Below are 20,643 nucleotides of genomic sequence, written 5' to 3' on the forward strand. Positions count from 1 at the left end.
GTAATAAAAAAGGGCCGCTAAGCGCGGCCACAAGAGAAGTCAGGAGTCAGACGGCCACTTCAACCTGGCCATCCCGCACTCTGGCGGGCCATGCCGCAATCGAGCGGTCGGCATCCTCCATGCACAGGCCATCGCTCAGGCGAAAGCGCTGCTTTTTCAGCGGGCTGGCAACCCACAGTGCATCCTGATGTTCGGCGATGATGCCGCGTGATAGTACGCTGGCCTGAGCAAAGGGATCAATATTACTCAGGGCATAAACCGTTTCCTCTGCTGAGGGACGGAAGAGAGCGACCTGACGGCCTGCCACCAATGCACAGACGCCGGTGGCGGGCAGGATGCTCTCTAAGGCACAGACGGAATGCCATTTGCTCATGGTTGCTCCTCCAGCAGGACCACAGGAATACGCTCATCCGGGCGGGCCGGACGGTGCTGATCGCGCTCGGTCACTACCTGTACCAGCGGGTCACGCTGCGTATTGTTGATAAAGTGCGAGAAGCGGGCCAGCTGGCTGCTGTCGCTGACGGTTGCCTGCCATTCGCAGGTGAAACCTTCGCGCAGGCGGGAAACTTCAGCTTCCAGCTGTGCGTTAAGGCCCAGTTTGTCGTGAATAATCACCTGCTGCAGGTAGCCGATGCCGCCTTCCAGGCTCTCCAGCCACAGCGAGGTGCGCTGGAGCTTATCGGCAGTGCGGATATAAAGCATCATAAAACGGTCGAGATAGCGGATCAGGGTTTCACGATCCAGATCGGCCGCCAGCAGGTCTGCATGGCGCGGCTTCATCCCGCCATTGCCGCAGACGTAAAGGTTCCAGCCCTTTTCGGTAGCAATCACGCCGACATCTTTACCCTGTGCTTCGGCACATTCACGGGTGCAGCCAGATACGCCGAACTTCATCTTGTGTGGCGTACGGATGCCTTTGTAACGGTTTTCCAGCTCCACGCCCAGACCAACGCTGTCACCCACGCCAAAGCGGCACCAGCTGCTGCCCACGCAGGTTTTTGCCATGCGCAGTGCTTTGGCATAGGCATGGCCGGTTTCAAAGCCTGCGGCAATCAGCTGCTTCCAGATAGCGGGCAGGTCATCTTTCTGCGCGCCAAACAGGCCGATACGCTGTGAGCCGGTGATTTTGGTGTAGAGGTTGTAGCGACGGCCAATTTCGCCAATCGCCATCAGACCTTCCGGCGTAATTTCGCCGCCCGCAGATCGTGGGATCACTGAGTAGGTGCCATCTTTCTGGATATTGCCCAGGAAGTTGTCATTACTGTCCTGCAGGGCAGTGTGCTGTGGCTTCAACACGTATTCATTCCAGCAGGAGGCCAGCAGGGAACCGACCGTGGGCTTACAGACCTCGCAGCCGTAACCTTTGCCGTATTTCGCCAGTAGCTGGTCGAATGTTTTGATCTCTTCAACGCGGATCAGGTGATACAGCTCCTGACGGGAGTAGCTGAAATGCTCACAAAGATTGTGATTCACTTCGATGCCCTGGCTGCTCAGCTCGGCGTTCAGCACCTGGGTCATCAACGGCACGCAGCCGCCGCAGCCGGTGCCCGCTTTGGTTTCCGCCTTGAGTGCTGCCACGGTGTGGCAACCGTTCTGAATGGCTTTGACCAGGTCGCCTTTGGTCACGTCGAAGCATGAGCAAATCTGTGCTGTTTCAGGCAGTGATTCAACGCCGATGGCCGGTTTGCTGCCCGCATGTACCGGGAGGATCAGCGTGTCCGGGTGCTCCGGCAGCTCAATGGCATTGAGCATCAGCTGCAGCAGATTGCCGTAGTCACTGGTATCGCCAACCAGCACCGCGCCAAGCAGGGTCTTGTTGTCGGCGCTGACCACCAGACGCTTGTACACCTCTTTGTTCTCATCGAGATAAACATAGCTGCGCGCGCCTTCGGTGCGGCCATGGGCATCACCTATCCCGCCGACATCCACACCCATCAGCTTCAGTTTGGCGCTCATATCCGCCCCAACGAAAGCATTGTCGTTGCCCAGCAGCTTGTCTGCGGTCACCTGCGCCATCTTATAGCCCGGAGCCACCAGACCATAGATGCGGTTCTGCCAGGCGGCGCATTCGCCGATGGCATAGATGTCCGGGTCTTCAGTCTGGCACTGATCGTTGATCAGCACGCCGCCGCGCTGGCCTAACGGCAGCTCTGACTGGCGGGCGAGTTTATCCTGCGGGCGAATACCGGTAGAGAAGACAATAAAATCGATCTCCAGCTCGCTGCCGTCGGCAAACTCCATGGTTTTGCCCCCACCGGGGCGGTCGACGATCTGCTGAGTGTTTTTGCTGGTATGAACGAACACGCCCATCCGTTCGATTTTCTGTCGCAGCTGCTGTCCACCCATGGGATCCAGCTGTTCGGCCATCAGCACCGGGGCAAATTCGATCACATGGGTTTCAATGCCGAGGTTCTTCAGCGCGCCCGCCGCTTCCAGCCCCAGCAAGCCACCGCCCACCACAGCGCCACGTTTGCTGCGGCGTGCGCAGGCTTCAATCGCGTTGAGGTCTTCAATGGTGCGATAAACGAAGCAGTCCTGACCTTCAGCCCCTTTAATCGGCGGAACCCACGGATAGGAGCCAGTAGCCAGCACCAGTTTGTCGTAGTAGACGGCGCGGCCGGTGCTGGAGTAGATCACCTTTTCCTTGCGGTTCAGGGTGATGGCGCGTTCACCAACCAGCACTTCTATATTGTGCTTCTGGTAAAAGCCTTCAGAAACCAGCGACAGCTCTTCAGCAGTATGATGGGAGAAATAGGCGGAGAGGTGCACGCGGTCGTAGGCCACGCGGGGTTCTTCGCAAAAAACGGTGATGGCAAACTGGCCTGGAACGGCTTTCTCAACCAGTTCTTCGATCAGACGATGTCCAACCATGCCGTTGCCAATAATGACGAGTCGGGTGCTCATTTTTGCCTCACATTGCAAAATTATGCCGCTACAATAGCGCGCAAAGCAGAGGGGGTATTGATGTACATCAATACGTTTTTTAAATACTCCTTTATGGGTAGATTGCTGATTTCCCGATGTTTTTACTAACCTGCGGATATTCTTCGGCTTTACTTTGCGAGGCCAAATCAGCATCCAGACCAATCAGCCGTGCACGGCCTCAAAACAGTGGTATGGTTAACAGAGACTACTGACGTTGAGGAGCGTTTCCATGCAGGCTGTTCATTTGAAATGGATTAATCACGTTCGTTTACCCTGGCGCGAAGGGTTATGGCAGATCGCTATCCGCGACGGCAAAATAGCCTCTCTCTCGCCACAGCCGCAAAATGCGTCCGTTGAGGGCTCGCTGGATGCGGAAGGGGGCCTGGCCTTCCCACCCTATATAGAACCCCATATCCATCTTGATACTACGCAGACGGCGGGTGAACCGGCCTGGAACGAATCCGGCACGCTGTTTGAAGGGATTGAACGCTGGGCCGAGCGCAAGGCTCTCCTGAGCCATGAAGACGTGAAGATGCGCGCCCGGCAGACGCTGAAGTGGCAGATTGCTAACGGTATTCAGCATGTTCGTACCCACGTTGACGTTTCCGATCCCTCGCTGATAGCGCTGCGGGCGATGCTGGAGGTGAAAGAGGAGATGGCGCCGTGGGTCGATATCCAGCTGGTCGCTTTTCCACAGGAGGGTATTCTCTCCTATCCGGACGGCGAAGCGCTGCTGGAAGAGGCGTTAAAGTTAGGAGCGGATGTGGTCGGGGCCATTCCACATTTTGAATTTACCCGCGAATACGGTGTCGAGTCACTGCACAAAACCTTCGCGCTGGCGCAGAAGTATCAACGCATGGTCGATGTGCATTGTGACGAAATTGACGATGAGCAGTCACGCTTTGTGGAAACCGTCGCCGCTCTGGCGCTGCGCGAGAAAATGGGTGCGCGAGTAACCGCCAGCCATACCACCGCCATGCACTCCTATAACGGGGCTTATACTTCACGCCTGTTCCGTCTGCTGAAGCTGTCCGGTATTAATTTCGTTGCCAACCCGCTGGTGAATATCCACCTGCAGGGCCGTTTTGATACCTATCCGAAACGCCGTGGTATCACGCGAGTGAAGGAGATGCTGGAGGCCGATATCAACGTCTGCTTCGGGCATGACGACGTGTTCGATCCCTGGTATCCGCTGGGGACCGCCAATATGCTTCAGGTATTGCAGATGGGGATGCATGTCTGCCAGCTGATGGGCTACGGCCAGCTGGATGAGGGGATCAAGCTGATCACCGATAACAGTGCCAGAACAATGCAGCTGAAGGATTACGGCATCCAGACTGGCAACAGCGCCAACCTGATTATTTTACCTGCTGAAAATGGCTTTGATGCGCTGCGCCGCCAGGTACCAACCCGCTATTCAATCCGCCACGGCAGGGTGATTGCGGAAACTAAACCGGCGGAGACCACCATCCATCTGGCTGAAAGCGAGTACGTAGATTTTAAAAGGTAGCCGGGAATGGAGGAAAAAAGCCGGGAAATCCCGGCTTTTTCGTCTGCAACTGTCAGTGCAAGGACATATGTCCGGGCTGTTTATGCTTGCTGACGAAGCCCAGCAACAGACACATCACGAACACCACCGCGTACAGTCCGGTGGTAGTCATCAGCGCCGCGTGCGGCCCACTTTTTTCCACAATCGGGCCGGTGACCACGAAGGTCAGCATGGTGCCCACGGTGCCGCAGGTCAGAATAAAGTTCACCAGCTTCGGCGAGGAAACTTTGGTCTGCAGCGAGCCCAGCGTGATGATGGTGGTGTAGATAGCGCTGGAGCAGAAGCCCAGGCTGATCATAATCCACTTCAGCATGGAAGCATCGCTGCTGCTGACAAACCAGTACATCAGTACGGTCGCCAGCAGAGCCAGCACGGTCACGATGCGCTGCGGATCGAAGAAGCGCAGAATGGCGCTGAACGCCCACATACCGATCATGTAAGAGGTCCAGAAGTTGCCCACCAGCCCACCGGCCTGAGTCAGGTCCATGCCCATATTTTTAGTGGCATACTGCGGCACCCAGCCGATAAAGCCCAGCTGACCAAGGATGTAGCACAGGGCGGCAATCGACAGGAACAGCACGCCAACCCCCCATTTTTCCTTTTCAGCCGTCTGCTGGCTCGCGGCCTTTTTGCCCAGCATCGGGAACTCAAAACATAACGCCAGCACGAAAATCGCCACATAAATCACGCCAATGCAGGCATACACCCAGTACCATGGCAGAGAACGTGCGAGGATAGCCGCGGCGATGATCGGGAAAATGGTTCCTGCCATACTGAAGAAGGAGTCGGTGAACAGCAGGCGCGAGCCGCGTTGCCGTCCTTCATACAGATGGGTGATCAGGAAGGTGCCGATCGACATGGTGATACCACTGACCACGCCCAGCACGAACATACACAGCGAGAAGACGCTCAGGCTGTGGCTGGTCATCAGCCCCAGCACCGCCAGCACCATCAGCACAAAGCCGAATATCAGCTGGCGCTTCATCGGGATGATCTCCATCAGCCAGGCATTCAGGAACACTGCCACCAGAATACCGGCGTTAAGGAAGGTAAAGGTATTGCTCATCTGCGCGACTGGCAGGTGGAAATAATCCGCAATATTTTCCAGCACCATGCCGGTAACAATCACAACTGCGCCGGTCAGCGCATAGGAGAAAAAGCTGATCCAGGTAAGCCCGATTCGATCGCGATTAGTCATAGTGGAACCTGTGAGTCTGAGGGATCGTGAAGCATGACGCTCATGGTAAGCGTCGGCAGTTTAGCGATTTTAGTGATCGCCATAAATAAATAATGAAACATTTCGTTTCATATTCATGAGTTTCGTGATGAGTATCACCATTTTCGCTGCAGGGAATCGGTTGCGGTCAAAATGTGACAAGTAAATTAAGGTAAAACGCTGGCGCGTTGGTAAGCGCCTCTTTAGAATCAACTTTGTTTTTCTGGCCTGTAGCCCTAAGTAAGGAATCTTTCATGTTAAAACGTACTTTGACAGCGGTTGCCACTGTTTTCGCGCTGTCCACGATTTCCGCTTCCGCGATGGCTGCGAAGGGAGATACTCACGTATTGCTGACCACGTCAGCCGGCAATATTGAGCTGGAACTCAATAATCAGAAGGCCCCGGTTTCAACAAAAAACTTCGTTGATTACGTCAACAGTGGATTCTACAACAACACCACTTTTCATCGCGTAATCCCTGGTTTTATGGTGCAGGGCGGCGGTTTTACCGCTGACATGCAGCAGAAACCGACCAACGCGCCGATTAAAAACGAAGCGGACAACGGTTTACTGAACAAGCGCGGCACTATCTCTATGGCCCGCACCGCCGACAAAGACAGCGCCACCAGCCAGTTCTTTATCAACGTTGCGGATAACGCCTTCCTTGACCACGGTCAGCGTGACTTCGGCTATGCCGTGTTCGGTAAAGTTGTCAAAGGACAGGATGTGGCAGACAAAATTTCTCAGGTTCAGTCGCAGAACGTCGGCCCTTACCAGAATGTCCCGGTGAAGCCGGTAGTGATCCTTTCCGCGAAAGTCCTGCCATAAATCCTCCTGACGGGGGATTGCTGCTTATAATTAGTGCAGAAAGTCTGCACAACGCAGTGATGACCCCGTCAAAGGAGGCAGCATGTCCGGAAAGCTAACCGATAAGCAAAAAACTTCCCTCTGGCAGCAACGTCAGGACGCAAATTTCCTCGCCAGTTTCCTGCTGGGCGGTACCACTCTCGATCTCGGCGCACCCAATCCGGGGCTGCCACATCTGCGAGCTTTGCACCGCGCACTGTTCCATGATGTTCTCGATCGGGCGGGCGAACTTCGCAGCGTCGATATTCAACTGGGCGACACACCCTGTTGCCACTTCGAATATATCGAGAAAGAGGGTAATGCGCTGATGCAGGCGCTGGAAGAGGAGATCGGCGTGGCTGACCTGCCGGTAAACCAGCTGGTGGAGAGGCTGGCATGGTATTACTGCGAACTGACGGTTTTACATCCTTTCCTGCGCGGTAACGGCCGTGCGCTACGGCTGTTCTTTGAGCAGCTGATCATCCATGGCGGTTACGATATCCAGTGGCGGCAAATTGACCCCGCAAGCTGGCATACGGCGGTTGAAACCAGCCTGGCGGGCGATCTCGCTTTACTCACGGCGGCGTTTGGCAAAGTGGTAAGCGAACGGCCGGAAAATGCGTAGAATAGCGGCCTTCCAAACCGGTCCGGAGTGCCGATGCTGCTGCTTATTGATAACTATGACTCTTTTACCTGGAACCTCTGTCAGTACTTCTGTGAGCTGGGGGAAGAGGTGCTGGTCCGGCGTAATGACGAGCTGACGTTGGATAAAATTGCCACCCTGCGGCCGGAAAAGCTGGTGATCTCTCCCGGTCCCTGTACGCCGGACGAGGCGGGTATTTCACTGGCGGCGATTGCGGAGTTCGCCGGAAAACTGCCAATCCTCGGCGTCTGCCTGGGTCACCAGGCTATCGCGCAGGCTTTTGGTGCGCGGGTGATACGGGCCAGGGAAGTGATGCACGGCAAAACGTCGGCGATTGAGCATAATGATGGGGGCGTCTTTTCCGGCCTGAAACATCCGCTGACGGTGACGCGCTACCATTCGCTGATTGTGGAGAAAGAGTCCCTTCCGGCGGAATTTGAAATGACCGCCTGGACACTGCGCGATGGCAAGCCTGACGAGATTATGGGGTTCCGCCATCGTCATCTGCCGCTGGAAGGGGTGCAGTTCCATCCGGAAAGCATTCTCAGCGAGCAGGGACACCAGCTGCTGGAAAATTTCCTCCGGCAGTGAAAAAGTTTCCTTTGATTGATTTTTTATGCATATTTTGTGATTATAATTTCACTTCCTGCAACGTAAAAAAAACAGATGAGGTAGTCAATGGCAGCGGATAAATTAGCGGTAACGCGGGCGACGTTCGATGAGGTGATCCTGCCTGTTTATGCACCAGCTCAGTTTGTGCCGGTGAAGGGCAAAGGCAGCCGGGTCTGGGACCAGCAGGGGAAAGAGTATATCGACTTTTCCGGCGGTATCGCGGTGACTGCGCTGGGCCACTGCCATCCGGCGCTGGTGGAAGCCTTAAAAAGCCAGGGAGAGACGCTGTGGCACACCAGCAACGTCTTCACCAACGAACCTGCGCTGCGCCTCGCCAGCAAACTGATTGCAGCGACTTTTGCCGATCGCGTGTTTTTTGCTAACTCCGGCGGTGAAGCGAACGAAGCCGCTTTCAAGCTGGCCCGCTATTACGCCTCAAAACGCCATTCGCCTTACAAGAGCAAAATCATCGCTTTCCACAACGCCTTCCACGGGCGGACGCTGTTTACCGTTTCCGTTGGTGGGCAGCCGAAATACTCGGACGGCTTCGGTCCGAAACCGGCGGATATCCTCCACGTGCCGTTTAACGATCTGGCTGCGGTCAAAGCGGTTATCGATGATCACACCTGCGCCATCGTGGTGGAGCCAATCCAGGGTGAAGGCGGTATTATGCCTGCCACGCCGGAGTTTATGCAGGGCCTGCGCCAGTTGTGTGATGAGCATCAGGCACTGCTGGTGCTGGATGAAGTGCAGAGCGGCATGGGCCGCAGCGGCAAACTGTTTGCTTACGAGCATTACGGCGTGGAGCCGGACATTCTGACCACCGCAAAAGCGCTGGGCGGCGGCTTCCCGGTCAGTGCGATGCTGACCACTAATGCAATTGCCTCCACCATGTCACCGGGCGTGCATGGCACCACTTACGGCGGTAACCCACTGGCCTGTGCGGTGGCCGAAGCAGCATTGGATATCATCAACACCGAAGAAGTGCTGAGCGGCGTGGAAACCCGTCGCCAGCAGTTTGTCACTGCGCTGAAAGCAATCGACGCGAAGCTGGATCTGTTCAGTGAAATCCGTGGCAAAGGCTTGCTGATTGGCGCGGCTCTCAAGCCACAGTATGCCGGTAAGGCTCGTGACATTTTGAATGCTGCAGCGGCGGAAGGGGTGATGATCCTTAACGCAGGAACGGATGTGATCCGCTTTGCGCCTTCACTGGTGATCGAACCGGCTGATATTGAAGAGGGGATGGGGCGCTTTGCCGTCGCGGTGGAGAAAGTGCTGGCCGGTTAAGGCACGCAAACGGCGAGGTTGTTAACATACTCCCTGCGCCTTGAGTTTGTAGCAAACAGGGGCCTGAGCGATCGGGTCTATTTTCTCAAGCGCCGCGACAGCCAGCGCCCGTGATGTGGGCGATTGAACCATGCCAGTGATGAGATGGTGTGCATCACGCTGAGATGTCCCAATATGCGCTGCACGTGCCTTTCCAGAATGGTCACCGGACCCTGCTGAATTTCTCCCTGGCCATCCAGCACGTTAGTGTCAGAGCTGGGGCCGTCATATTCCAGTCGCTGCTGGCAGCGCTGTAACGCAATCTCACAGGACTGCAAATACCGCTCCGCCAGCGATGACGTCAGCATGGTATGCTCACGCGCGAGGATGGTCATCGCGTTGATGTGCTCAACGATAAACTGGCTGTGCGTCACCCACAGCTTCATGTCTGCCAGATAACTCGAATCGAAACCGGGCTCCTGCATCGCCTGATTCAGCGAGTTAAAGAGGGCGTTATGAGCCTGATTGACCCGCATACGCTGGTAAGCCAGCTTTACCGGGTCCTGCTCGTTGCCCAGCAGCATCTGCAGCGCTCCCTGATAGGCTTCCAGCGCATCGTGCGCATTCTGCCGCAGCAGCCCGCTTTGCCACTGCGGCCACAGCCAGATCATGCCGCCAAAGGCAATCAGGCAGCCCATCAGCGTATCCATCAGGCGCGGCAGCAGGAAATCAGCCCCGTTCAGTGACAGCAGTTGAAGGGAGTAAACCGCCGTGACGGTAAAGCCAATCATCGCCCAGCCGTAGAACTTACGGATAAACAGGTAGCTGATCAGGGTGATTGCCAGCATCACCAGCAGCACCAGAGGCTCCGGGGCCTGCAGCCGCAGAGTAACGGCAGCGATAATCAGCCCGGCAAGGGTCCCCAGCGCTCTGTGCTGGATCCGGACTCTGGTGGCGCTGTAACCGTTCTGACTGACAAACATCACCGTCATCAAAATCCAGTAGGGCTTGGGCAGGTTAAAGAACAGCGCCAGCGAGCTGGCAAAGGTCAGCATCACCGCAAAACGGGCGGCGGTGCGCAGCGCGGCGGACGTCAGCGACAGATAACTTCTTATGGCCGGGAGCAGCGGCAGACGGCGCTGGCGGTCGGCCATCAGGTCGCGCTGATAAAGTGGGCGCTGAGTGCGCAGGACGCGGGCAATGCGGCTGAAGTGGTAATAACAGAAGTTGCCGACCGGATTGTCCCGGTGCTGGCGGGAAATTTTTTCCAGCGCCTGAAGCTGCTTATCCATGGTAAATCGCTCAGGCAGCTTATGATAAAGGATATCGTCTGCCAGCTCGCGCAGCCTGGCCGCAATGGTCTGGGCGTTCCAGCGGATCACCGCTTCGGCGTGGCTCTGTTCCACCAGCTTCTGCACCTCTTCCGGCTGATGCAGGCTGACGGAGATATGCTCCTGCAAATCCAGCGCCACCTGAAAGGCGCGGGTCAGCCGCTTGTGATGATTATCGTTATTGGCGGCCAGCATGTGCATTTGCTGGTAGCAGGTGGTGATCAGATCGACCGCTTTCTGCTGACGGGCCAGCAGCGGCGGCAGGGCTTTTTCCGGATCGGTGAGTTTAGTCAGCAGGGTATATTTAGCTTCACAGTAACCGGCCAGCTCCCGATACAGCAGGCTCAGCGTTTCGCGCATCGGCTGCTCTTTCCACAGCCAGAACCAGAACCAGTTGAAGACGCCGTACCAGACCGTGCCCAGTACGTAGAGCATCGGCGGCTGCCAGATTGGCATCCTTCCCGCCAGGCTGAGGGTGAAGATCGCCGCAATCAGCGAGCCGGGCAGCAGTCGTCCGTGCAGCGGGCTGATCTCTCCGGTCACGCCGAGCAGCATCGCCATCACGAACAAAATAGCGGGCAGGGGAACCTGGTGTGCACCCAGGTACTGGATCAGAAAGCTGCTGGAGGCAAACAGGCTACCGCCCACGATCAGGCGTTTGAAAAAGCGTTTATGCGGGGTATCAAGACCGGCGATGTTGCAGCAGGCCGGGACTAAGGAGAACAGCAATCCCTTTTGCAAATCGCCCAGCAGCCATCCGATAGCAACCGGTAAACAGAGCACCAGCGTCTGGCGCAGTGCGTAGTTGACTTCAGGGTGATAAATGATTCGACGCCACATCACTCCGTACCAAATAAAAAGGCGCAACAGAGACTGTTGCGCCGAGGATCAGAGCCGGTTAGCGTGTGCCGTAGACAACGATAGTTTTACCGTGCGCCGAGATCAGGTTCTGATCTTCCAGCATTTTCAAAATACGCCCAACGGTTTCACGGGAGCAGCCAACAATCTGGCCGATCTCCTGACGGGTGATTTTGATCTGCATTCCGTCAGGGTGAGTCATGGCATCCGGCTGTTTAGCCAGATTGAGCAGGGTTTGCGCGATGCGACCAGTCACATCGAGGAAAGCTAAATTGCCCACTTTCTCGGACGTTACCTGCAGGCGGCGCGCCATCTGCGAAGAGAGACGCATCAGAATGTCGGGGTTCACCTGGATCAGCTGGCGGAATTTCTTATAGGAAATTTCAGCGACTTCGCACGCGGTTTTTGCCCGTACCCACGCACTGCGCTCCTGACCCTCTTCGAACAGGCCAAGCTCGCCAATAAAATCGCCCTGATTGAGGTAAGAGAGGATCATCTCTTTGCCTTCTTCATCCTTGATCAGCACCGCTACCGCGCCTTTGACGATGTAGTAGAGGGTTTCCGCTTTCTCACCCTGGTGAATCAGCGTGCTTTTGGATGGATACTTATGAATATGGCAATGTGACAGGAACCATTCAAGTGTCGGGTCTGTTTGCGGTTTGCCGAGAACCATTCGCTGTTATCCTCTGTTGTCATCGTGCCTTAAATACAGGGGCAGAGTTCCCTGTCAGGCGTTGAAATAGTCAAGCGTTTCCCTGTCAGGAAATTTATTCGGCTTCTGTGGGAAGCCAGGCTCGTTATGTCGTTCCGTTTCGTCAAAGCTTGTAGAGTACTGACGAAAGTATTACAGCCTTGTTTGTAGCACAGCTTTGCACGAGTGTCTTCTGTTGTCTCGCTTCAGCATAGTGCGAAATCTGCTGCATTGCCGTTTTTGTTGCTAAAGCGTAATCTGGTGTTAACTGAATGAATTAGAGGAGTTTGTTATGCAGGCACGTGTCAAATGGGTGGAAGGGCTGACCTTTTTGGGAGAATCCTCATCAGGACATCAGGTGCTGATGGATGGCAACTCAGGGGATAAAGCACCCAGCCCGATGGAGATGGTGTTGATGGCAGCGGGCGGTTGTAGCGCGATTGACGTGGTTTCAATCCTGCAAAAAGGCCGTCACGATGTTAAAGACTGTGAGGTTAAGTTGACCTCCGAACGGCGTGAAGAGGCTCCGCGTCTCTTCACCCATATCAATCTGCATTTTATCGTAACGGGTAACGCATTGGGCGATAAAGCTGTGTCCCGCGCTGTCGATCTCTCAGCAGAAAAATATTGCTCCGTTGCGCTGATGCTGGGCAAAGGTGTGGAGATCACTCACAGCTATGAAGTGATTGAGCTGTAAAATATCCCGAGCCCCGCACTGTCGGGGCACTACTCTATCTTCTTCCCTTCGATTAACCGTTGCACCAGCGGCCCCATGATCAGCTCCATCGCCAGCCCCATTTTGCCGCCAGGTACCACCAGCGTGTTGATGTGAGAGATAAAAGAACCCTGCAGCATCGCCAGCAGATAGGGGAAGTCGATATCTTCCAGTCCCTGAAAGTGGATCACCACAAAACTTTCATCCAGCGACGGGATGCCCCGTGCGGCGAACGGATTGGAGGTATCAACGGTCGGGACGCGCTGGAAGTTAATGTGCGTGCGCGAGAACTGCGGAGTGATGAAGTTGATGTAATCCTCCATAGAACGCACTACCGAGTCCATTACCGCTTCACGCGAGTGGCCGCGTTCACTGGTATCACGCACCAGCTTCTGGATCCACTCCAGGTTAACGATAGGCACCACGCCAACCAGCAGATCCACATGCTGTGACACATTGTTCTGCGGTGTTACCACCCCGCCGTGCAGCCCTTCATAGAACAACACATCAGTCGGCTCCGGCAGCGGCTGCCACGGCGTGAAGGTTCCCGGCACCTGGTTCCACGGCACCGCCTCATCATAGGTATGCAGATACTTGCGCGACTTGCCGCTGCCGCTTTTGCCGTATTCCTGGAAGGTTTGCTCCAGCAGCGCGAAGTCGTTGGCATCAGGGCCAAAATAACTGATGTGTCGGCCCATATCGCGCGCTTTGCGGATTGCCATATCCATCTCAGGCCGGGTATAGCGGTGAAAGCTGTCCCCCTCCACTTCGGCGGCATGCAGGTTAAGCTGCTGAAAAATTTTGCGGAAGGCCAGGCTGGTTGTGGTGGTTCCCGCGCCGCTGGAACCGGTCACGGCAATCACCGGATGTTTGGCAGACATGTTAGCTCCCTGAGAAAGATCATATCGATCCAGCATTGGTATCATGTTTAGCGCACGGGTGTCACCTTTGCCCCTCTCCGATGCCAAAAAAGCAACGCGCCGCCGCATTTTTGCTGCTTCATTTAGCGCACCAAATTGCTCAGACTGTACAAAACAGTGCAGGAGATAACTTTCAATGAATATGCCTTCGTCACGCTGGTGGTGGGATCTCTCGACCCGTGAATTCAGCGAGCTGGAGATGGACAAGATTGTTGCGGTGCTGCCGATTGGCGCAGTGGAGCAGCATGGCCCGCATCTGCCAGTCAGGGTGGATGCCGCGATTAATGCCGGGATCGTTGCCGAAGCGGTCGGCATGATGCCTGCAGATCTCCCGGTGCTGATCCTTCCCGCACTGCCGGTCGGCAAATCTGATGAGCATCTCAATTACCCTGGCACGCTGACCCTTCCTTATGATGTGCTGGGCAAAGTGTGGTTTGAAGTGGCAAAAAGCGCCTGGCGCGCCGGGATCCGCAAGCTGATTTTCTGGAATTCGCATGGCGGCCAGCCGCAGCTGATGGAGATTGTCTGCCGCCAGCTGCGCATTGAACTGGGAGTATTTGCCGTCGGAGCCAGCTGGTTCCGTACCATCGACTCCAGCGATCTGTTCAGTGAACACGAGCGGCAGCACGGTATTCATGGCGGTGAGTCGGAAACCAGTGTGATGCTGCATCTTCATCCGGATCTGGTGCAGATGAAATATGCAGAGGATTTTGTATCCGCCTCGGTGGCACTAGCGGAAACTGGCGGCATCCTTACCCCGGAAGGGGGCGTGGGCTTTGGCTGGATGGCGGAGGATCTGCATCCTTCCGGCACCACCGGTAACGCCGCAGCTGCGGATGCCGAACGCGGCAAAATCGAAACCCGGCGGGCGGCTGAGGCGCTGATTAAGCTGATCCGTGAGGTGCAGGCTTACCGGCCACCTTACCAGTCAAAATAGAGTATGCCTTCAGCAGGCGGCATGCCACGCATTTCAGCATGCCGTATTGCCCGCTTTCCTTACCGTGAGATTTAAGGCCGCTCCGGCACGCTGAAGTCCGCTAAGCCATCTGGCTCATCATTGCCTTGATGGTCTCCGCCAGCACGCTGCCAATCGCACTGGTGCCCCGATCATGCCCAATCAGCATCAGATTCTGTGTGCGCTGCGCCAGCTCGCGCACCGGAATATAGATCAGCCTGCCGCTGCGCAGATCGAACTCAATATCAAACGGCGTCAGGAAGGTCAGCGCCTGGTCGACCATCGCCGCCTGACGCATCACCTCGATCGAATTGGTTTCAATGACCGGGTGCACGGTCACTGATGCCCGAGAGAACAGATCGTTCAGATAAGGGCGGATCACCATCGACTTGTCGGCAATCACCAGCGAATGGGGCACGCAGTCGCTCAGGCGCAGGCTGGTTTTATCCGCCAGTGGATGGCCGGGTGCCACCACCGCCCCAAGCCTTCCGACCGCACTGCCCAGCGTACGGAGGGAAGGGGGTAAATCAAAATCGAATCCCAGCCCTAAATCTGCCTCGCCCGACTCCACCGCGCTGGTAATGTCGTGACCGGTGGTCATCTGCCGCAGGACTAATTTTACCCTGGGATTTGCCCGCCGGAATTCAGCGGCCACGCGGGGGATCAGATTGGCCGCCAGCCCGCTCATCATCGCTACCGTGACTTCGCCACGCCGCAGCCCCTTCAGCTCCTCAATCTTAATCTGCGCCCATTCCAGCTCTTTAAATGTCTGGCGGACGTGGTGGATCAACACTTCTCCGGCGGCCGTCAGCACCATTTTGCGTGGCAGGCGTTGGAACAACGGGGTGCCGAGTTCTTCTTCCAGCGCGAGGATTTGCCGGTTAATGGCGGAAGCTGAAATATGCAGTCTGCTGGCCGCTTTACGGATTGACCCGCTGCGCGCCACTTCATCCAGATAGGTCCACAGGCGATGCTGAAGCATGACGACTCCGTAGTGTTGCCTTTAAGGCATCGTTGAGTACGAAAAACTGTGCTTTTAAGGTAACGAAAATCGCGGCATAACTGAACAATCTTCAGTTGAGGGGGCATAAAAATGGCAGGTGTAAGTCGCAGGGGATTTGCAAAGATGCTGGCGGGCGCGGTGATGTTACCGGCTCTGGCGCCGTTACTTTCTCGTAAAGCGCTGGCCGCGGATAAGAGCATCAAAATCGCATTGTTGTTGCCGGGTTCCGTTGCCGATGGCGGCTGGAGCATGCTGGCGTATCAGGGGCTCCAGGCGCTGAAAAAAGAAGGTTTCACCGTGGCTTACAGCGAAAGCGTGCCGCAGGCGCAGATGGAGCAGGTGATCCGCGGCTATGCCGACGACGGTTACTCGCTGATTATCGGCCACAGCTTTGAATACGGCTCGGCGTTTGCCGAAATTGCCCCTGACTACCCGGATACCCACTTCTTCGCTTCAACCTTTAAGCCGGATGAAACCGCGCCGGGCAATGTGGAATACGTCAATCTTGCCTATCTGCAGGCGGCTTATGCCGCAGGCGCTCTGGCAGCTCTGATTTCCGATAAAGGTAAAGCGGTCGGTTTTGTCGGCGGCGGTGATAATCCAACACAACAGGCGATGATGCGTGCCTTTATTGCCGGTGCCGAGAAAACCCGCCCAGGCGTGAAAGGGCTGGGCGTGGTCACTGGTGATTACGATAACGCAGCGAAGGGCCGGGAAGCGGCAACTACCATGATCGGCAACGGAGCCGACGTGATCTGGCATGCCGCTGATGTGACCGGGCTGGGTGCGCTGCAGGGTGCTGCCGCCGCGAAAGTTAAAGCCATCGGCTGCTATGCCGATCAGATGGATGTTTCCCCGGCGTACATTGCCTGCAGCCTGAAGCAGAACCTTGACTGGATGGTGGAAGAAGTCGGCCATTCCGTGGCGAATAACGCCTTCCTCGGTGGCAAAGAGTGGGCACCGACGGTGGCAAAAGCCTGGTCTGTGGTGCACGGTAAAGAGCAGTACAACAGCAAGCTGGTCAGCGCTGAGGTATGGCAGAAATTCACTGCCATCTGGCAGCAGCTGGATAATGGCACCATCGTGCCGAAAGTGTGAGCAAACCTGAGGTGATGGTAGCGATGCAGCCCCGCGTAGCGTTAAACAAAGTGACCAAGCGATTTGCGCGCGTCACGGCGAATGACTGCGTGTCGATGAATGTCGCCGCAGGGGAAATCCATGCGCTGCTCGGTGAGAACGGCGCGGGGAAAAGTACCCTGATGCAGATCCTGTACGGGCTGTATCAACCCGACGAGGGCGAAATTGTTATCGACGGGCAGCCGGTGATCCTCCGCGATCCGGGGGATGCCATCGCGCACGGCATTGGCATGGTCCATCAGGAATTTATGCTGGTCCAGCCGATGACCGTGGTGGAGAACGTGATCCTTGGCCTGAAGGAAACCCGCAGCTGCCGCCTGGACTTGCAGGCGGCAGCGCTACGGTTACAGGCGCTTTCCGATCGCCACGGACTGGCGGTCGATCCCTGGGCAAAAATTCAGCATTTGCCAATCGGGGTCCAGCAGCGGGTAGAAATCCTCAAGTTGCTGTATCGCGATGCGCAAGTATTGATCCTCGATGAACCTACCGCCGTGCTGACGCCGCAGGAAAAAGAGGGGCTGTTTGCCACGCTTCACTCGCTACGGGAAGAAGGACGCTCGGTGGTGATAGTGACGCATAAGCTCTATGAAATTATGGCCGTGGCGGATCGCGTTTCCGTGATGCGCGGTGGCAGGATGATTGAAACGGTGGCGGTGGACGACACATCCGAAACCGATCTGGCTCGCCGCATGGTGGGGCGTGATGTGGTGCTGCGGGTGGAGAAAACCCCGTGCCAGCGTGGCGAGGAGATCCTGCATGTGGACAGCATCGCGCTGCGGGATGAAACCGGTCAGCAAAAAATCTGGCGCGCCTCGCTGAAAGTCGCCGCCGGAGAAATACTCGGCATTGCCGGAGTGGATGGCAACGGCCAGTCTGAGCTGGCGGATGCGCTGCTTAATCTGCGGGAAATTGAGGCGGGACGAATTTTACTCGCCGGGGAAGATATTTCAGCGCTCTCACCAGCCGCACGCCGGGCGAAGGGGATCGGTTTTATTCCCGCTGACCGTCGCGGAGTCGGTTCGGTCACCTCGTTGTCGATAGCGGACAATGCCATGCTCGGTGCCCAGCAGTCGTTCACGCATGCCCGTGGCTGGCTGCTGGACCGCAAAAAGATTGTCCGTCACGCCCGTGCCATCATCGACCACTTCAAAGTCCGCACGCCGGATACTGATTTCGAGGCGGGCAAACTCTCCGGCGGCAACCTGCAAAAACTTATCCTGGGACGTGAAGTCGCCCGCAAACCCCGTTTGCTGGTGGTTGAGCAACCTACCCGAGGGCTGGATGTCGGCGCTGTGGAAGCGGTCTGGCAGGGGCTGCTGGCTGCCCGTGACAGCGGTTGTGCGATTGTGATGATCTCCGCCGAACTGGAAGAAATTCTCAACCTTTCCGACCGCATCGCGGTGATGTATGGCGGCCAGGTAGCTGGCGTGCTGGATGCCTCTGACGCCACGGCGGAAAAGCTGGGTGAACTGATGGCGGGCGGCACATTAACAGGAGCAGACGATGAGCAGGCTGCTTGAAAAACGACTCGCCCCTGTGGACTCTTCCACCGCCGTGATCGCCACCACCTCAGGCGCGATGCTGGCGGCATTTGTTATTGCCGGGCTGCTGTTTATACCCTTTGGCGGCAACCCTTTCAGCGCTTATCAATTTTTGTTCAGTGAGGCTTTTGGCTCGCTGCGGGGCTTTGGGCAAACGCTGGTGCAGGCCACACCATTAATCCTGATTGCGCTGGGAACCATCGTTATCTGGCGCGCCGGGTTGGGTTATATCGGCTTTGAAGGCTGTTTCCTGGTAGGCGCTGCGGCAGCCAGCTGGGTTGCGCTGGCCGGAACGCCACAGAGCATGCCGTGGGCGCTGCCTGGCTGGGGTTATTGGCCTGCGGTGATCTGTGCCGCTTTTGTCGCCGGGGCATTGTGGGCGGGATGGGTAGGCTTCCTGCGCGTGCGGTTTGGCGGTAATGACGTGCTGATTTCGCTGATGGCGAACTACGTGGCGGTTTTTCTCATTCAGTATCTGGTCTCCGGCCCGATGCGTGCGGTGGGTGACCTGCCACAAACGCCACGCTTGCCACATGATAGCTGGCTGCCTTTCATCATGGAGGGGATGCGTGCGCACTGGGGACTGGGCATTGCGCTGGTCGCCACGGTTTACGTCTGGTGGCTGATCCGCGCCACGCCAGCAGGGTTTGAAATCATCGTCAGCGGGCTGAATCCAAAAGCAGCCCGCTATGGCGGCATCGCCGTCGGCAAAAGGCAGATGAGCGCGGTGCTGCTGGGCGGCGGTCTTGCTGCGCTGGCCGGACTTTGCACCGTGCTTGGCGTGCAGCACCGCCTGATGGAAGGGTTGTCCGGCGGCGTGGGCTTTATTGGCGTGGTGGTGGCGCTACTCGCCAGGCTGAATCCGCTGCTGGTGATCCCAACTGCCGTGCTGTATGGCGGCCTTGAAGTGGGTGGCAGCGCGATGCAGCGTCAAACCGGCCTGCCAACTTCAGTGGTGCTGATCCTGCAGAGCCTGGTGGTGATCCTGATCCTCGCCGGAGACATCCTGCGCTATTACCGGCTGCGCTGGCCAGGCCGTACTCCTGCGCAGCAGCTGTCGGGGGAGAAATCATGAGCGCGCTGATGAATATCGATACGGCTTTTATCATCACCTGGCTTGCTGCTGCTGTGCGTCTGGCAGGGCCGGTGCTGCTGGCCGCTTTGGGCGAAATCTATGCCGAGCGGGCTGGCGTACTGAATATTGGCATTGAGGGCACCATCCTGATGGGAGCGCTCGCCAGTTATATGACGGCTGTTTACAGCGGATCGACGGCGCTGGGCTTTATTGCTGGCGGCGTGGCCGGGCTGACGGTGGGCGTGTTGCTGGCAGCTCTGTATCTGCGGGCCCATGCCAGTCAGATCGTGATTGGTATTGTCTTTAATATCCTCGCTGGCGGTGTGGCGACCTGGATCTATTCGCTGGTAATGGGCGATGCTTCTTCCCCAACCATCACCATGCTTAACCCAATTCATGTGCCGCTACTGTCGGAAATTCCCGGGATCGGACCGGTGCTGTTCACTCAGCCTCTGCCCCTCTACCTCACTTTGCTGCTGGTGGCGGTGGCGCACTTTGGCCTGTTCCATACGCGCTTTGGCCTCTCGCTGCGTTCAGTGGGCGAAAACCCGCGTGCGGCACATGCTGCCGGGCTTAACGTGCTGCGCATCCGCACCTGGGGCGTGCTGCTCTCCTGCCTTGGCGCGGGGCTGGCTGGCAGCTATCTGGTCACCGCCCAGATTGGCCTGTTCCGCGACAACATCGTCAGCGGCCAGGGCTTTATCGCCCTCGCCATCGTTATTTTTGGCCGCTGGAGCCCGGTGAAAGCGATGATTGCGGCATTTATATTTGGGGCTGCCGATGCGCTACAGCTCTCACTGCAGCTTTTCGAAAGCAGCCTGCCGCCGCAGGTCTTACTGGCACTGCCCTATCTGCTGACCATTCTCGCCATGTCCGGCGCGGTCGGAAGGACGGTGCAGCCTGCGGCGTTAACCCAGCCTTACCGGAAGGAGTAAAGGATGAAAAATTTCCGCTTAACCAACCCCGCGGAGGCTCAGGTCTTCCGCATCAGTCCGCAGGACACTAACTACTTTGCCGTGCTGTTCGACAAGCAACAGGACGGAATTGAGAACATCTTCGTGGTGGAGATCTTCACCGTTGGCGGTGCCACACCGCCGAATGAACATGCCCATGCGCACGAGTTCTTCTTCGTCTTACACGGTGAAGGCATCGCGCGTTGTAACGGCGATGAAGTGACTATTCGCCAGGGTGATGCGCTGCTGCTGCATCCGGGCAATGAGCATCTGATCAAGAACACCGGTAAGAGCAAGCTCTACACCCTGACGGTGATGACGCCGAACGAAGGCTTTGCCGAGCTGATCCGTGGCGGTCAGCCGGTGACGCTGGACGAAGAAGATCTGCGCGTGCTGAGCGGGGGCTGA

The 20,643-nt window shown here is 56.8% G+C and carries 19 protein-coding genes; 12 read left to right on the forward strand and 7 right to left on the reverse strand.

Annotated elements, in window-relative coordinates; genetic code table 11:
• Positions 1–46: 46 nt before the first annotated feature.
• Both nirD and nirB read right to left on the reverse strand, forming a co-directional pair.
• A complete protein-coding gene (nirD, locus tag AC3Y5R_RS10930; protein ID WP_489921361.1) occupies positions 47–373 on the reverse strand; it encodes a nitrite reductase small subunit NirD in 327 nt (108 codons plus the stop codon).
• Complete coding sequence (gene nirB, locus AC3Y5R_RS10935; protein WP_489921362.1) at positions 370–2,904, reverse strand: nitrite reductase large subunit NirB; 2,535 nt, start codon at positions 2,902–2,904, stop codon at positions 370–372. Before nirB ends, nirD begins: the two co-directional genes overlap by 4 nt.
• Positions 2,905–3,154: 250 nt before the next feature.
• Between nirB and AC3Y5R_RS10940 the strand changes: the two genes are divergently transcribed.
• Positions 3,155–4,435: a cytosine deaminase gene (locus tag AC3Y5R_RS10940; RefSeq protein WP_489921363.1), complete on the forward strand. Its 1,281-nt coding sequence runs from the start codon at positions 3,155–3,157 to the stop codon at positions 4,433–4,435.
• Between the two features lie 52 nt (positions 4,436–4,487).
• Here the strand turns inward: AC3Y5R_RS10940 and tsgA are convergent, their stop codons facing one another.
• Positions 4,488–5,672, reverse strand: coding sequence for an MFS transporter TsgA (tsgA, locus tag AC3Y5R_RS10945; RefSeq protein WP_489921364.1), 1,185 nt, complete (start codon positions 5,670–5,672; stop codon positions 4,488–4,490).
• 272 nt (positions 5,673–5,944) lie between these two features.
• Here tsgA and ppiA point away from each other — a divergent pair, with 272 nt between their 5' ends.
• From ppiA to argD, 4 genes are all read left to right on the forward strand, one after another.
• Positions 5,945–6,517, forward strand: coding sequence for a peptidylprolyl isomerase A (gene ppiA / locus AC3Y5R_RS10950; RefSeq protein ID WP_158780928.1), 573 nt, complete (start codon positions 5,945–5,947; stop codon positions 6,515–6,517).
• Positions 6,518–6,599: 82 nt separating this feature from the next.
• Complete coding sequence (locus AC3Y5R_RS10955) at positions 6,600–7,160, forward strand: putative adenosine monophosphate-protein transferase Fic (RefSeq protein WP_158780926.1); 561 nt, start codon at positions 6,600–6,602, stop codon at positions 7,158–7,160.
• Positions 7,161–7,193: 33 nt separating this feature from the next.
• Entirely contained in the window at positions 7,194–7,769 is a 576-nt protein-coding gene (locus tag AC3Y5R_RS10960) for an aminodeoxychorismate synthase component II (RefSeq protein ID WP_489921365.1), read from the forward strand.
• An 87-nt stretch (positions 7,770–7,856) separates the two neighbouring features.
• A complete protein-coding gene (gene argD / locus AC3Y5R_RS10965) occupies positions 7,857–9,077 on the forward strand; it encodes a bifunctional acetylornithine/succinyldiaminopimelate transaminase (protein WP_489921366.1) in 1,221 nt (406 codons plus the stop codon).
• A 77-nt stretch (positions 9,078–9,154) separates the two neighbouring features.
• Here argD and AC3Y5R_RS10970 read toward each other — a convergent pair whose 3' ends face one another.
• Together AC3Y5R_RS10970 and crp are read right to left on the reverse strand one after the other, a co-directional pair.
• Positions 9,155–11,227, reverse strand: coding sequence for a YccS/YhfK family putative transporter (locus tag AC3Y5R_RS10970; protein ID WP_489921367.1), 2,073 nt, complete (start codon positions 11,225–11,227; stop codon positions 9,155–9,157).
• Between the two features lie 58 nt (positions 11,228–11,285).
• Positions 11,286–11,918 carry a cAMP-activated global transcriptional regulator CRP gene (gene crp, locus AC3Y5R_RS10975; protein ID WP_017803012.1) on the reverse strand — a complete coding sequence of 211 codons (633 nt, stop codon included), beginning with the start codon at positions 11,916–11,918 and terminating at the stop codon, positions 11,286–11,288.
• 310 nt (positions 11,919–12,228) lie between these two features.
• On the opposite strand from crp, the gene AC3Y5R_RS10980 reads away from it, so the two are divergent.
• On the forward strand, positions 12,229–12,633 hold the full coding sequence (locus tag AC3Y5R_RS10980) for an OsmC family protein (RefSeq protein ID WP_158780918.1): 405 nt from the start codon (positions 12,229–12,231) through the stop codon (positions 12,631–12,633).
• A 29-nt stretch (positions 12,634–12,662) separates the two neighbouring features.
• Here AC3Y5R_RS10980 and AC3Y5R_RS10985 read toward each other — a convergent pair whose 3' ends face one another.
• Entirely contained in the window at positions 12,663–13,532 is an 870-nt protein-coding gene (locus AC3Y5R_RS10985) for a phosphoribulokinase (RefSeq protein WP_158780916.1), read from the reverse strand.
• A gap of 175 nt (positions 13,533–13,707) precedes the next feature.
• On the opposite strand from AC3Y5R_RS10985, the gene AC3Y5R_RS10990 reads away from it, so the two are divergent.
• Positions 13,708–14,508 carry a creatininase family protein gene (locus tag AC3Y5R_RS10990; protein WP_489921368.1) on the forward strand — a complete coding sequence of 267 codons (801 nt, stop codon included), beginning with the start codon at positions 13,708–13,710 and terminating at the stop codon, positions 14,506–14,508.
• 100 nt (positions 14,509–14,608) lie between these two features.
• Here AC3Y5R_RS10990 and AC3Y5R_RS10995 read toward each other — a convergent pair whose 3' ends face one another.
• Complete coding sequence (locus AC3Y5R_RS10995; protein WP_489921369.1) at positions 14,609–15,508, reverse strand: LysR family transcriptional regulator; 900 nt, start codon at positions 15,506–15,508, stop codon at positions 14,609–14,611.
• 111 nt (positions 15,509–15,619) lie between these two features.
• Here AC3Y5R_RS10995 and AC3Y5R_RS11000 point away from each other — a divergent pair, with 111 nt between their 5' ends.
• From AC3Y5R_RS11000 to AC3Y5R_RS11020, 5 genes are read left to right on the forward strand one after another with little or no spacing between them, the layout of a single operon-like run.
• Positions 15,620–16,627, forward strand: a complete 1,008-nt coding sequence (locus AC3Y5R_RS11000; protein ID WP_489921370.1) for a BMP family protein — start codon at positions 15,620–15,622, stop codon at positions 16,625–16,627.
• Positions 16,624–18,186: an ABC transporter ATP-binding protein gene (locus tag AC3Y5R_RS11005; RefSeq protein WP_489921371.1), complete on the forward strand. Its 1,563-nt coding sequence runs from the start codon at positions 16,624–16,626 to the stop codon at positions 18,184–18,186. Before AC3Y5R_RS11000 ends, AC3Y5R_RS11005 begins: the two co-directional genes overlap by 4 nt.
• Positions 18,170–19,282, forward strand: coding sequence for an ABC transporter permease (locus tag AC3Y5R_RS11010; protein WP_489921372.1), 1,113 nt, complete (start codon positions 18,170–18,172; stop codon positions 19,280–19,282). The genes AC3Y5R_RS11005 and AC3Y5R_RS11010 overlap by 17 nt, the downstream gene beginning before the upstream one ends.
• The gene (locus tag AC3Y5R_RS11015; RefSeq protein WP_489921373.1) at positions 19,279–20,217 is read left to right on the forward strand and encodes an ABC transporter permease; all 939 of its coding nucleotides are present in this window, start codon (positions 19,279–19,281) and stop codon (positions 20,215–20,217) included. The genes AC3Y5R_RS11010 and AC3Y5R_RS11015 overlap by 4 nt, the downstream gene beginning before the upstream one ends.
• A 3-nt stretch (positions 20,218–20,220) precedes the next feature.
• Entirely contained in the window at positions 20,221–20,643 is a 423-nt protein-coding gene (locus AC3Y5R_RS11020; RefSeq protein ID WP_158780898.1) for a cupin domain-containing protein, read from the forward strand.

Source organism: Erwinia sp. 009765445 (assembly GCF_058137865.1).